Genomic DNA, 12,775 nt, shown 5'->3' with positions numbered 1-12,775 from the left:
TTCAGGTAACCCCGGCATGTCGCACCCGGTCATCGACCTTGAGAATATCCACTACGCCTGGCCCGGCCAGCCGACGCTGCTGTCGATAGAACGGCTGCAGCTGCTGGCCGGCGAGCGGGTGTTCCTCAAGGGGCCGTCGGGCAGCGGCAAGACCACCCTGCTCGGGCTGCTCGGTGGTGTCTACCTGCCGGACAGCGGTCGTATCCGCCTGCTCGGCCAGGACATGGCGGCACTGTCCTCCAGCGCCCGCGACCGCTTCCGTGCCGATCACAGCGGCTATATCTTCCAGATGTTCAACCTGCTGCCCTACCTGTCGCTGGTCGACAACGTGGTATTGCCCTGCCGCTTCTCGCGCCTACGCCGCCAGCGTGCCGAGCAACGCCACGGCAGTCTGCAGCAGGCCGCACTGACATTGCTCGGGCATCTCGGCCTGTCCGATCCGGCACTGCTGCAGCGTCCGGTCACCCAGTTGTCGATCGGCCAGCAGCAGCGGGTGGCCTCGGCCCGCGCATTGATCGGCAGCCCGGAGCTGGTGATTGCCGACGAACCGACCTCGGCACTCGATGCCGACAGCCGCGAGGCCTTTCTGCAGCTGCTGTTTGCCGAGTGCGCAGCGGCCGGCAGCAGCCTGTTGTTTGTCAGCCACGACGCCTCGCTCGAGCGGCTGTTCGACCGCAGCCTGTCGCTGCTGCAGATCAACCGCGCGGCACAGCCGGAGGTACTCTGATGCAGCTCCTGCGACTGGCCCTGCTGAGCCTGGCCAACCGGCGTTTTTCCGCGCTGCTGACATTGCTGGCGATTGCCCTCAGCGTGACCCTGCTGCTGGCGGTGGAAAAGGTCCGCAGCGAGGCGCGCGCCAGCTTCGCCAGCACCATCAGCGGTACCGACCTGATTGTCGGTGCGCGTTCCGGCTCGGTGCAGCTGCTGCTGTACTCGGTATTCCGTATCGGCAACGCCAGCAACAATATCCGCTGGGACAGCTTTGAACAGATTGCCGCACACCCGCGGGTAGCCTGGGCGATCCCACTGTCGCTGGGCGACTCGCACCAGGGCTATCCGGTGCTGGGTACCAATCATGACTATTTCAGCCACTACCGCTATGGCCGCGGCCAGGCCCTGCAGCTGGCCAGCGGTGCCGTGTTTGATGACCTGTATGAGGTGGTGCTGGGCGCCGACGTGGCGCGTGAACTGAACTACCGGCCTGGCGATGAAATCGTACTGGCGCATGGCACCGGTCGGGTCAGCTTTGTCGACCACGCCGACAAGCCGTTTGTGGTCAGCGGCATACTGGCGCGTACCGGCACCCCGGTCGATCGCACCCTGCATATCAGCCTGGAAGGCATGCAGGCGCTGCATGTGGACTGGCAGCAGGGGATGCCGGCGCGTGGCGCGGCACGCATCGACGCTGATCAGGCGCGCCAGCTGGATCTGACACCCAAGGCCATCACCGCCATCTTGCTTGGCCTGACCAGCCCGGTCAGCACCTTTGCCGTACAGCGCGAGGTCAACCAGTTCCGTGGCGAACCCTTGCAGGCGATTCTGCCGGGGGTCGCCCTGCAGGAGTTGTGGAGCCTGCTCGGCATCGCCGAAAAGGCGCTGCTGCTGGTGTCCGGCTTTGTCGTGCTGACCGGACTGATCGGCATGCTCACGGCGATCCTTGCCAGCCTCAACGAGCGGCGCCGGGAAATGGCCATCCTGCGCTCGGTCGGCGCCCGCCCGCGACACATCTTCGGCCTGCTGTTGCTGGAGGCGCTGGGACTGACGCTGGGCGGCATTCTGCTGGGTGTTGGCCTGCTGTATGTCGGCCTGTGGCTGGCGCAGCCCTGGCTGCTCAGCCAGTACGGGCTGTTCATCGCGATCAGCGCGCCCGGTGTCTATGAAGCCAAACTGATTGGCGCCATACTGCTGGCCAGCCTGCTGATCGGCAGCGTGCCGGCCTGGCGCGCCTATCGCCAGTCACTGGTTGACGGCCTGTCCATTCGTACCTGAGGTGTGCCCATGCGCCTGTTTTCTGCCCTGTTGCTGGGCGTCCTGCTGAGTCTGCCGGCGCTGGCCGCCGAGGAACTGCACTGGAAGGATCTGGTGCCGCCGGAGGCCCGCGACCTGCTCGGTATGCCACAACCGGTGCATGACCTGTCGCTGTTGGCCGATGCGCTGGAAGACAGCGAATACGGTGACCCGGCAGTACAAAGCATGCCGAATGCCCCGGTGGTGGCCGAACTGGATGGCCGGAAGATCCGCCTGCCCGGCTATGTGGTGCCGCTGGGCATCAATGAGCGCAGCGAGGTCGACGAGTTTCTGCTGGTGCCCTACTTCGGCGCCTGCATCCATGTGCCGCCGCCACCGTCGAACCAGATAGTGCATGTGCGCAGCCGTCAGGGCATTGCCCTGGCCGACCTTTACCAGCCGTTCTGGATTACCGGCACCATGCAGGTGGAAGCCATCGAAAGCGAGCTGGCGAATGCCGGCTACCGTATCGAACAGGCCGAGGTGGAAGCCTACAGTTTCTGAGCCTCGGCCTGCTGTTCCAGCCAGGCCAGCAACCGGCCGGCTTCGCGGGCCTGCGGATTGTTGCCACTGACCTGACGCAGTGACTGGCGGGCCGCATCCAGTTCACCCAGCGCATAGCGCGCATAGCCCTGCCACAGTCGGATCTGCCGCTGCTGCTCGGCGCTGGCGCCGGACTCGGCACGGGCCAGACTGCGCAATGCCGCCGGCCAGTCCTCCTGCTCAACTTGCAAGCCTGCCACCTGCAACCAGTGGCGGCTCTGGCCACTGCGCTCGGCCAGTGACTGCCAGCTGTCAATGGCGCGCTGGCGCTCACGAGCGCGCTGCCAGAGGCCAGCCAGTTGCTCGCGGCGCTGCTGGTTAGCAGCCAGCACACCCTGCGCCAGCAGTTGTTCCAGCAGGCTTGCCGCCTGCCAGGGCGCCCCGGCTCGCACCTGCAGGGCAATCAGGTTATCCAGGTCGGCGTCGCTCAAACCCAACCCGCCCAGTTGCGCCAGCCGCAGGGCGGCAGCAGCCTCACGCTGGCGTCCGTCCAGACTGCGCAACGCCGCCAGTTGCCGCCAGTGCTCGGGCTTGCCCGGTTCGCGCTGCAGCAATACCTGTAACCAGCGCTCAGCCTCGCGGTAGCGTTTTTCCTGGTGGTTCATGCCGACCAGCAGCTGGTACCAGACACTGTCGATGCGTGGATCGGCCCGCACCACCTGCTCGGCCAGCGGAATCGCCTTGCGGTACTGCTGCTGGCGACTCCAGACCTGCACCAGCAGGCGCTTGCCGTCCAGATCCAGACTGCCCGCCTGCAGCTCACGCTCAAGCAGGGTTGCGGCATCGCGGTAGCGTCCGACCTGCGCCAGCAGCTGTGCCAGATTACGCCTGTCCTGCGCGGCGGCGGCCGGCTCCAGCTGATTGCGCGACAGCGCCCGCTCAAACCAGCGCACGGCTTGATTCCAGTCCTCGCCGGCAACCGCCAGATAGGCCAGCCGCTGCTCCAGCAACGCCTGTTCCAGCGAGCCGTCACGGGACTGCCCAAGCGCACTGTTGAGTAATCGTTGTGCGCCAGCCAGGTCGCCCTGCTGCTGGGCTTGTTGTGCTTGCGTCAGGGCAGTGAAGACCGCCGGCTGAATCGCCTGCTGGGCCAGTACCGGAGTTGCCAGCAGGCAGACGCTGAAGAACCAGCAGCGCCAGACGGATTTCATCGGCGACCTCCTTGCAGACGGAAATACAGGGTTTTGGTGGCCTCGCGCGATACCGCCTGACCATTCTCCCGGCGCGGCGCAAAGCGCCAGCGCAGGGCGGCACGCCGGGCCTCGCGCTCGAACACGCCAGCGGGTTCGGCATGGGTCACGCGCAGGTTGGCCACACGGCCCTCCGGCGTAATGGTAAAGGCCAGGGTCACCTGACCCTCGATGCCGGCCGCCAGTGCACGCTGCGGGTAGTCCGGCGGGATATCTACCAGCGGGGTGACTTCTTCGGACAGCGACGGACCACTGTCGGCTGGCGCCGGCGCCGTCACCGGTGCGGTCTGCGCAGCGGTCAGCCCCTGCAGGCTGGGTGCCTGACTGAGCGCCAGGCCGACCTCGATATTAGGTATCCGGATATTCAGTTCGACCTGACTCATCGGCGGCTGTGGCGGTTGCGGTTGCAGCTGCGGGGTCAGCGGCTGTACCAGCGCCGGCTGCTCCGGTGGCGGCTCGCGCTGCTGGCGTTCGCGCCGCTGGCTGTCAGAGTCGCTCAGCGAACGCACGAAGTTGACCCGCGCCAGCTCGCGCAGCTCCTCCCCCGGCCCGCTCGGCGGCATCACCAGCAGCACCATCAGCGCAAACAGCGCCAGGGATACCAGCAGCGCCAGCGCAAAGCTGAGCAGCAGGCGCATCAACGGCTCTCCAGCGTGGCCGCCAGCGCCACATCCTGCACCCCGGCCATACGCACCTGATCCATCACCTGGATCACCAGCCCGCTGCGCGCATCACGGTCGGCCTGCACCACCACGCTGCTGTCCGGCTGGTCGACGCGCATGCGCTCCACCGCAGCACGCACCGCACGCACATCGACGGTCTGCCGGTCGATCCAGATTTCGCCGTTGGCACTTACCGCAATCAGGATGTTGCCGCGGGTCTGCGGGGCAGCGCTGGAGGCGCTGGGGGTCTGTACGGTGATTCCCGACTCCTTGATAAAGGAGCTGGTGACAATAAAGAAAATCAGCATGATAAAGACGATGTCGAGCATCGGGGTCAGGTCGATCCCGGCTTCTTCGTCATTGCCTGCATGGTGTCTGCGCATGCGCATCCTGTACTGCTCCTGTTACTGGTGACGCAGGCGGTCGCTGAGGCGTTGCAAGGCCCTGCGCGACTGCTGGTCGAGGCGGGCCAGGCAGAACAGCCCGCTGATGGCGATGACCATGCCGGCCATGGTCGGCACTGTGGCGCGCGAAACGCCGGAGGCCATGGCGCGCGGATTGCCGTTGCCGCTCAGCGCCATCACATCGAATACCTGAATCATCCCGCTGACCGTGCCGAGCAGCCCGAGCAGCGGGCACAGGGCGATCAGCACGCGGATCACCGGCTGGTTGCGCTGCAGCTGCTGCTGGGCGCGCGACAGCCAGGCGCTGCGCACATGCCGCGCTGCCGAACTACCCTGTTGCAGACGCTGCTGCCAGGCCCGCTGGTAATCCCGCGACAGCTGCGGAAACACCCGCGCCAGATACCACAGACGCTCGATCATCAGCGTCCATAGCAGCACGGTGACGGCAAGGATGCTCCACAGCACCCAGCCGCCACTGTCGAGGAAATCCCGCAGCAGCCACAGCGCATCAGTCACCGCGCTTGTCCCCGTTACCCAGATGCAGGGCAATCAACCCGGCACTCTGCTGCTCCAGCAACTGCACCAGCGCCTTGCTGCGGGCGGCAACCAGGCCGTGCAGGAACAGCAGCGGAATCGCCGCGATCAGACCCAGCACGGTGGTCACCAGTGCCTGGGAAATACCGCCGGCCATCAGCTTCGGATCGCCGGTGCCAAACAGGGTGATGGCCTGGAAGGTGGCAATCATCCCGGTGACCGTACCGAGCAGACCGAGCAGCGGGGCCACCGCTGCCAGCAGCTTGAGCAGGCTCTGGCCGCGCTCCAGTTTCGGGGTTTCCTTGAGGATCGCCTCGTCCAGCTTCAGCTCCAGCGTGTCCAGTTCCTCCAGACGCGGTCGCGAACCAATCACCCCGAGCACCCGGCCCAGCGGGTTGTCATCGCGCAGCTGGTCAAGGTCACGGATCTGCCGGTCCACCCGGGTCTGGATCAGCTGCAGCCAGCCGAGCCGGGCAAACGACAGCAACACGCCGAAGATACCGAGGGCGATGATCACATAACCAACCAGACCACCCTGGGCAATCCGCTCCAGCAGGCTGGGGGTCAGTTGCAACTGGCTGATCACGTTGCCACGGGTCGGATCGACCCACAGCTCGGCAACGCCTTCGCGGGTTGCCACAAAGGATTCCGCCAGTGCGCGCCCGGCGGGCTGACGCGGCGCCACCAGCAGCCGGTTGTGTTCCGGCTGGTACAGCAGATAGTCGCTACCGGCCAACGCGCTGAAGGGACCCAGGGCAACCACCTGGGTCGTCTGCTGATTGCCGTCCAGCCCGATTACCGGCGCCTGGAAACGACTGACCCGGGCGCTGGCGGCCAGGTCCTCGACCAGCGTCAGCCAGAAACCTTCCAGCTGCTCGACGGTGGGAATACGGCGACTTTCCGACAACTCGCGAAGCTGTTGCGTGCGTTGCGACAGCTGCACATTGAGCATCGAGTCCTGCCACTGGCTGAGGCTGTCGCCGGCGCTCTGGCGGACCACGCCGAACAGCTCGCCAAGGTTGCCACTGCGTTGCTGCAGCTCGATTTCCGCCTCGGCCAGAGCCTGATCCAGCTGGTCAAACTCGGTCCGCAACTGTTCGCTGCGCACCTGCACCGCCGCCAGTTCGCGTTCGGCACCGGCCATGCGCTGTTGCTGCTTCTGTTGCTCGCGGACAAATTCGGCCTCGCGGGCCTGCATCACCGCCTGCTCAGTGCTGCGCTGCTCGCGGATGCTGCGCAGCAGCTCATCCGGGGTGGCCGGCTGGGCCTGCAGCAGGGGTGCCAGCAACAGGCCGAGCAGCACTGGCAGAATCATCCGTATCTTCATGGCTGCACCTCCAGCTCAACCGCAGCGGGAAACGGCAGGCGCAGCATCACTGGCACCTGCTGCTGGCGGGCAGTCCGCATACCCTGTTCAAGACTGCGGCGGTAGCCGTCATCCAGCGGCTGCCAACTGCCACTGCGCCTGTCCCACCAACCCTGCTCACGGCCATCCAGGCTCTGGTAAAACAGCATCAGCCGGCCAATACGCAGAAAGTCCACCAGACGCTCCTCGCCATCCTGCTGCAGGCTGCCGCGCCAGGCCTCCAGGGTGCGGCCATAGTCGCTTTCAATCTGGTAGGCCTCGACGATGCGCCGGTACTTTTCCGCCACACTGATATCCGGGCGCTGCATCAGCTCATCAATCTGCTGCAGGCGCAGGCTGCGCTCCTCCGGCAGAAACGGCAGATCCAGCGCCACGAACTGCTGCAATCCGGCATGCATGCGCTGAATCAGCGGCAGCACCGCCTGCTGCGTCTGCTCGATGCTGCCGAGTTGTTCCTGCAGGGCCTGCAGATCATTGCGCTGGACCTCGACCATCTCGGCCAGACGCTGGTTGTACTGCTCCAGCTGCTCACGCTGCTGTAGCGCCAGACGATAGCGCTGCAGGGCCTCGCGCCCGGCATCATCAAGCTGATCGATCCGCTGCTGCGAGGCCTGCGCCTCACGCTGCAGCTGTTCGCTCTCACCCAGCGAACGCTCCAGCGCCGACTGCGCCAGCACCAGCCCGGGGAGCAACAGCACCACCAATGCAAACACTCTCATCCCGCTCTCCAGCCATGCCCACCGGGGGCAAATAAAAGAGAAGCATTATCATCTCAGCCCGTAGCGATTACAACCGTAATGCGACCGCGCGCCGCAGGATAAAGGAACACAGCGTTGCACAAATACCAACACAACACGCAAGGTTTTATTGCCACAGATCAATAACCACTCACAATGCATGGATTAGAGTCCGTCCCATCAGCACACACACCCAAAGGGAGAGACTTCCATGTCCAAGACCATCCGCACCGCTGCCGCTCTGCTGCTTGCTCCGGCCCTGCTGGCCAGTGCCATTTCCGCCCAGGCCCACCAGGCCGGTGACATCATCGTCCGCGCCGGTGCCGTCACCGTTGACCCGCGCGAAGACAGCAGTAACCTCAAGCTGGCTGGCATCGGCGCCCTGCCTGGCACTAGCGCCACGCTGGACAGCAACACCCAGCTGGGTCTGAACTTTGTCTATATGCTCAGCAACAACCTGGGTATCGAGGTGCTGGCCGCCACCCCGTTCAAGCATGACGTGGGTGTCAAGGGTCTGGGCGGCCTGGATGGCAAGCTGGGCAGCATCAAGCACCTGCCGCCGACCGTCAGTGCCGTATGGTATCCGCTGGACGGCAACGACGCGTTCAAGCCCTACGTGGGCGCCGGTATCAACTACACCACCTTTTTCAGTGAAGACCTGACCAGCGAACGCAAGGGCCAGCAGTTCAGCGGCCTGTCGCTGGACGACTCCTGGGGTCTGGCTGTTCAGGTCGGTGCTGACTACATGATCACTGACAAGCTGATGCTGAACGCCCAGCTTCGCTATGTCGATATCAGCACCACTGCCACCACCAGCCTTGCCGGCACCCGAGTGAAGGTTGATGTAGACGTCGACCCCTGGGTCTATATGGTTGGTCTGGGCTACAAGTTCTGATCGATTCATGACGCACTGCACAACGGCCGCTTCAGCGGCCGTTGTTGTTTCTGCTCAAGGCTTGACCAGTTCGGCCAACTGAGTACGCCAGGCGCGCGGCTTGATACCGAACACATGGGTAATGCGTTTGCAGGACAGCGCCGCATTACGCGGCTCGAAGACAGCCTGTGGCTGTGTTTCAAAAGCCACCGGCAGAATCTGCGGATCGGCATCAATCTGACCACGGGCCAGCAGCTCCTGGGCCAGCACCTTGGCAAGACTGATCCAGCTGCTCGCCTCGCTGCTGCCATAGTGATAGATGCCACTCAGATCGGCACCACAGTCGGACTGCTTGAGCATCGCCAGCAACACCCGCGCGGCATCCGCCAGCGGTGTCGGGTTACCGCGCCACTCCTCGGCCAGTTGCAACGGCTGGCCACTGCGCAGGCCGGCCAGCAGCTGGCCGAACTGCGCCTGCGGTGCCGGATCAAGCAACCAGCTCAGACGCAGGATCAGATGTCGTCCACCGGCATTGCACAGGCGCTGTTCCAGCGCTGCCTGCAGGGCACCCAGACGTCCGACCGGCTGCGGCAGATCCTTTTCGCTCCACAGGGTCGGCTTGCCGCCATCGAATACCCGGGCGCTGCTGGGCCACAACAGCAGGCAATCCTGCGCGGCGCAGGTATCAATCAACCCCTCGCAGCTTTGCTGCCATTCATCCAGTGCCGCCACTTCCGGCTCACCCAGCAAGGCCGGCCAGTCGGCATGCCGCAGATCAACCAGTGCGCCGCCACGCCACGGCTCCAGCCACTCGGCAAGGGCTTGAGGGTCGGCGTTATCCGGCAGGGTAACCGGTACCAGGCGGATTCCTTCGGCCTGCGCCTGCTCCAGCAAGAGTCGGGCGAGCGTGCCTTCGGCACCCAGCAGGGCTATCTTCATGCGCATCAATGACTTTCCGTCGGCTCTTTTTGATTGCCGCATTGTGCCGCGCTGCGGCATCGACGTCACCCGTCAGGCGTAGCTGATCAGCTCGCTGCGCTGCGGATGCTCCAAATGCGGTATGCCGTTAAAGCTGACCAGTCGCAGTTTCCCGCCACCAATTACGCACTGGGTGATCGCCGTATTGCGGGTTTGCAGGTTCAGGTCGACCATGGTTTCCGCTGGCGCCTGCAACAACAACCGCAGCAGCATGGCAATGGCTCCCCCTGAGCTGACTACCAGCACACGCTGTCCGGCAAAACGCCCGGCGATCTCCTCGCCGATCGACTGCATGCGCTGTTCAAAGCCACTCCAGGGCTCCGGCAAATCACCTTGCAACCCGTCATCGGACCACAACAGAATCGCCTTGCGCAGACGCCGGAAGAAATCCCGCACCTGCGGCTTGTCCGGGAGGGCATCCTCCGGATGCTGCGCCAGATAGGCCCGCAAAATGCTGTGGAAATCGAATTCATTCAGTTCCTGACGCACCTCTGCCGCCGGAAGCCCCTGCGGCATGCCACGGGCAATGCCTTCGGCGGTTTCACGATGGCGCTGCATATCGCCGGCCAGCAACTGGTCGAATTGCAGGCCTCGCGCGGCGAAGTACTCACCCAGAAGCACCGACTGCCGATGCCCAAGCGCCGAGAGCTGGTCGTAGTTGCCACTGCCGAAAGAGGCCTGGCCGTGACGCACAAAATAAATTTCCGACATGCTCGCTCCGCAGACTTTATATATGCAGGCACCCTAGCGCAGACAACCGTCAATGCAAGGATCATAAGCCGGAGCAAGCACGGACCATAAGGTCACCTTAAGCCGACGCCGTGTTTCCGGCAGTCCTGCGATTGGCGCCTATACTTCAGACCAGCAGCCAGCAACGGCCCTTTCTCCGCGCAAGAAACAACGCCATGCCCCGAAGCTTTCCGCTGCACATCCATCTGCTCGGTCTGGCTCTGGGCCTGATCCTGCTGGTCGGCGGGCTGCTGAGCGGTATCGGTCAGCACATGACCTCGCAGATGATGGAAAACGTCGCCGAAGATCTGGCGCTGCGCATTGATCGCGAGCTGCATGGCAGTCTGCTGGAGCGTGTACAACCTGCAGACATGGCATTACGCCTGTTACAGACGGCAGCACCTATCTGGTGCAAAGCATCGAGCATGGCCTGCCAGAACCGGCGGAGCGGTATCTGTTCCTCGACACCAACATGCAGATACTCGAGACTCGTGAGCAACCCGATTACCCCGATCAGTTTGACCCCCGTCAGCGCGACTGGTACCGCCACGCCGACAGCAGCGGCGAGCTGCTGGTAACAGCGCCCTATGCCTATTTTTCCGATCGCCAGAGCGGCATCACCCTGGCCCGGCGGGTACCAGGCAGTGCGGTCGTACTGGGGGCCGACATTCGTCTGAACACCCTGAGCCAGGTGCTCGCCAGCCAGCGCGTCACACCTGGTAGCCGGCTGGCCCTGGTGGATGCCAGCGGCCGCCTGCTGGTCCACGACAATCCCGACCAGCCTGCGGCACTTCTGGATGAACAGGGCCGCGCCCGACTGCACCCGTTGGCCAGCCTGCCGTCTGCTCCCTTCCACGGACAGCACGCGCTACTCGACAGACTGCTGAATACTCCGTACGCAGCCCCCTGCCGCCCTCACGCATACGCGAGGTGGCCACCCTCGGCGCAACCATGGCTGACATGCGCCGCACCATCCGGCGTTTCCTCGAACTGAATACTGCGGTGGCTGGCGAACCGGATTTTGGCCACCTGCTGCCGCGCCTGCTCGGCGAAACACTGTCGGCCATCCACGCCCGTGGCGGCGTGCTGTATCTGGCCAGAGAAGGGCAACTGGTTCCTGTTGCTGCACTGGATGCCGATGGCCGCATACTCTCGGATGGCACCCTGTGGGGTGCCGACAGCTGTGATGATAGCGACCGTCTGGGTCAGCTGGCCCGGACACTGGATGCACTCGGGCCATTGCTCGGCGAGGCAGTCAGCCACCTGCAGATACAGACAAGGGCACTGTCCCCTGCCGACCTTGACGCACTGGGCCTGCCGCAGCAACCCGACACACCCCACTCAAGCCAGGCGATCGCTGTGCCGCTGGCCAACCGGCAGAACGAGCTGGTCGGTGCCATGTTGCTGCTGCTGGACGCACCAGTCGACGAGGACCGGCTGGCGTTTATCCGTGCCCTCTCGGGCCTGGCGGCGGTGACCCTGGAAGCACGCGCGCTGATTGCCGCACAGAAGGCCCTGCTGGACGCCATGCAGCGCATGATTGCCGGTGCCATTGATGCCAAGAGCCAGCACACCGGCGGCCACTGCGCGCGGGTGCCGGAACTCGCACGCCTGATTGCCGAAGCGGCCTGCGCTGCCGAGCACGGCCCGTTCGCTGACTTCCAGCTCGATGACAATGACTGGGAAACCCTGCGTATGGCCGCCTGGCTGCACGACTGCGGCAAAATCACCACCCCTGAGTATGTGGTCGACAAGGCCACCAAGCTGCAAACACTCTACGATCGTATCCACGAAATCCGCATGCGCTTTGAGGTGCTCAAGTGCGAAGCGCAGTTGCGTTGCCTGCAAGACATTATTGACGGCGCCGATGCCAGCCAGCGCCACCAGCAGTGCCGCCACGAACTGGCGCAGCTGGACGAGGAGTTCGCCTTTGTTGCCCATTGCAACCAGGGCAGCGAATCGATGGCCGAAGCCGATACCCAGCGCCTGCAGCAGATTGCCGAACGCCGCTGGACGCGCACCCTGGATGACCACCTGGGTCTGTCCCACGACAACCTGCAACGCAAACCGAAGACGGCAGAAGCCACGCTGCCGCAGTCCGAACCCTTGCTGGCCGATCGCCCGGAACACCTGATCGAGCGCCCGCCCAAGGAGCGCATCGAGCCGGACAACCCCTGGGGCTTCCGTATGGCAGCGCCGCAATGGCACCAGAACCTCGGCGAACTGCACAACCTGTGCGTGCGCTACGGCACCCTGACCGAGGAAGAACGCTACCTGATCAACTTCCACATAGTGCAGACCGAGATCATGCTGCGCCAACTGCCCTTCCCGCCGCACCTGTCTCAGGTACCGGCAGTAGCTGCTGCGCACCATGAAAGGATGGACGGCAGCGGCTACCCGAAACAGCTGAGCGGTGAGCAGATGCAGCCGATGGCACGGATGATGGCAGTTGCCGACATCTTCGAGGCACTGACCGCCGCCGACCGTCCCTACAAGGACGGCAAGCCCCTGTCCGAAGCCCTGTCGATCATGTCACGCATGGCCCGCAGCGGGCATATCGACCCGCAACTGTTCAGCCTGTTTGTACGCGCCGGGGTCTACCGCCAGTACGCCAGCGCCTTTTTGCCGGAACGGCAGATTGATGCGGTTGACGAGGAGGCCCTGCTGGCCGGGCTGGAGGGCTGATTCGGGCGACACGCAGCACCTGCACAAATGACCGGAAAACAGAAACCCCCGCAGCGCGGGGGTTTC

General features: G+C 64.4%; 15 protein-coding genes. 6 read left to right on the top strand and 9 right to left on the bottom strand.

What is annotated here, in order from left to right; genetic code table 11:
- Nucleotides 1-16 precede the first annotated feature (16 nt).
- Genes BMZ23_RS10180 through BMZ23_RS10170 form a run of 3 tightly spaced genes read left to right on the top strand, consistent with a single transcriptional unit; the run spans nucleotide 17 to nucleotide 2,511 of the window.
- Nucleotides 17-727: an ATP-binding cassette domain-containing protein gene (locus BMZ23_RS10180; protein WP_093476426.1), complete on the top strand. Its 711-nt coding sequence runs from the start codon at nucleotides 17-19 to the stop codon at nucleotides 725-727.
- On the top strand, nucleotides 727-1,989 hold the full coding sequence (locus BMZ23_RS10175; RefSeq protein ID WP_093476423.1) for an ABC transporter permease: 1,263 nt from the start codon (nucleotides 727-729) through the stop codon (nucleotides 1,987-1,989). Before BMZ23_RS10180 ends, BMZ23_RS10175 begins: the two co-directional genes overlap by 1 nt.
- A gap of 9 nt (nucleotides 1,990-1,998) precedes the next feature.
- Nucleotides 1,999-2,511: a DUF3299 domain-containing protein gene (locus tag BMZ23_RS10170; RefSeq protein WP_093476420.1), complete on the top strand. Its 513-nt coding sequence runs from the start codon at nucleotides 1,999-2,001 to the stop codon at nucleotides 2,509-2,511.
- On the opposite strand, the gene BMZ23_RS10165 is transcribed toward BMZ23_RS10170, so the two are convergent.
- The 6 genes from BMZ23_RS10165 to BMZ23_RS10140 are packed head-to-tail and all read right to left on the bottom strand — an operon-like array spanning nucleotide 2,499 to nucleotide 7,425.
- Entirely contained in the window at nucleotides 2,499-3,701 is a 1,203-nt protein-coding gene (locus tag BMZ23_RS10165) for a tetratricopeptide repeat protein (RefSeq protein WP_093476417.1), read from the bottom strand. The genes BMZ23_RS10170 and BMZ23_RS10165 overlap by 13 nt on opposite strands.
- On the bottom strand, nucleotides 3,698-4,378 hold the full coding sequence (locus tag BMZ23_RS10160; RefSeq protein ID WP_093476415.1) for an energy transducer TonB: 681 nt from the start codon (nucleotides 4,376-4,378) through the stop codon (nucleotides 3,698-3,700). Before BMZ23_RS10160 ends, BMZ23_RS10165 begins: the two co-directional genes overlap by 4 nt.
- Complete coding sequence (locus BMZ23_RS10155) at nucleotides 4,378-4,791, bottom strand: ExbD/TolR family protein (protein ID WP_093476412.1); 414 nt, start codon at nucleotides 4,789-4,791, stop codon at nucleotides 4,378-4,380. The genes BMZ23_RS10160 and BMZ23_RS10155 overlap by 1 nt, the downstream gene beginning before the upstream one ends.
- A gap of 15 nt (nucleotides 4,792-4,806) precedes the next feature.
- Nucleotides 4,807-5,322 (bottom strand): MotA/TolQ/ExbB proton channel family protein, encoded by a 516-nt coding sequence (locus tag BMZ23_RS10150; RefSeq protein ID WP_245748180.1) that lies wholly within the window; start codon nucleotides 5,320-5,322, stop codon nucleotides 4,807-4,809.
- A complete protein-coding gene (locus BMZ23_RS10145; RefSeq protein ID WP_093476410.1) occupies nucleotides 5,315-6,667 on the bottom strand; it encodes a MotA/TolQ/ExbB proton channel family protein in 1,353 nt (450 codons plus the stop codon). The genes BMZ23_RS10150 and BMZ23_RS10145 overlap by 8 nt, the downstream gene beginning before the upstream one ends.
- Nucleotides 6,664-7,425, bottom strand: a complete 762-nt coding sequence (locus BMZ23_RS10140) for a DUF3450 domain-containing protein (protein WP_177197264.1) — start codon at nucleotides 7,423-7,425, stop codon at nucleotides 6,664-6,666. The genes BMZ23_RS10145 and BMZ23_RS10140 overlap by 4 nt, the downstream gene beginning before the upstream one ends.
- Before the next feature lie 229 nt (nucleotides 7,426-7,654).
- Between BMZ23_RS10140 and BMZ23_RS10135 the strand changes: the two genes are divergently transcribed.
- Complete coding sequence (locus BMZ23_RS10135; RefSeq protein WP_093476404.1) at nucleotides 7,655-8,338, top strand: OmpW/AlkL family protein; 684 nt, start codon at nucleotides 7,655-7,657, stop codon at nucleotides 8,336-8,338.
- Between the two features lie 54 nt (nucleotides 8,339-8,392).
- On the opposite strand, the gene BMZ23_RS10130 is transcribed toward BMZ23_RS10135, so the two are convergent.
- From BMZ23_RS10130 to BMZ23_RS15065, 3 genes are all read right to left on the bottom strand, one after another.
- Nucleotides 8,393-9,262 (bottom strand): sugar nucleotide-binding protein, encoded by an 870-nt coding sequence (locus BMZ23_RS10130; RefSeq protein WP_177197263.1) that lies wholly within the window; start codon nucleotides 9,260-9,262, stop codon nucleotides 8,393-8,395.
- 66 nt (nucleotides 9,263-9,328) lie between these two features.
- Nucleotides 9,329-10,006 (bottom strand): histidine phosphatase family protein, encoded by a 678-nt coding sequence (locus tag BMZ23_RS10125; RefSeq protein ID WP_093476398.1) that lies wholly within the window; start codon nucleotides 10,004-10,006, stop codon nucleotides 9,329-9,331.
- Between the two features lie 92 nt (nucleotides 10,007-10,098).
- On the bottom strand, nucleotides 10,099-10,362 hold the full coding sequence (locus BMZ23_RS15065; protein ID WP_218143592.1) for a hypothetical protein: 264 nt from the start codon (nucleotides 10,360-10,362) through the stop codon (nucleotides 10,099-10,101).
- 71 nt (nucleotides 10,363-10,433) lie between these two features.
- Between BMZ23_RS15065 and BMZ23_RS15060 the strand changes: the two genes are divergently transcribed.
- Complete coding sequence (locus BMZ23_RS15060) at nucleotides 10,434-11,018, top strand: cache domain-containing protein (RefSeq protein ID WP_218143591.1); 585 nt, start codon at nucleotides 10,434-10,436, stop codon at nucleotides 11,016-11,018.
- Nucleotides 10,976-12,709: an HD domain-containing phosphohydrolase gene (locus tag BMZ23_RS10120; RefSeq protein WP_218143590.1), complete on the top strand. Its 1,734-nt coding sequence runs from the start codon at nucleotides 10,976-10,978 to the stop codon at nucleotides 12,707-12,709. The genes BMZ23_RS15060 and BMZ23_RS10120 overlap by 43 nt, the downstream gene beginning before the upstream one ends.
- Nucleotides 12,710-12,775 lie beyond the last annotated feature (66 nt).

It is taken from the genome of Halopseudomonas yangmingensis (genome assembly GCF_900114825.1).
GTDB classification, from domain to species: domain Bacteria; phylum Pseudomonadota; class Gammaproteobacteria; order Pseudomonadales; family Pseudomonadaceae; genus Halopseudomonas; species Halopseudomonas yangmingensis.
This window is presented reverse-complemented; position numbering and strand designations above follow the sequence as displayed.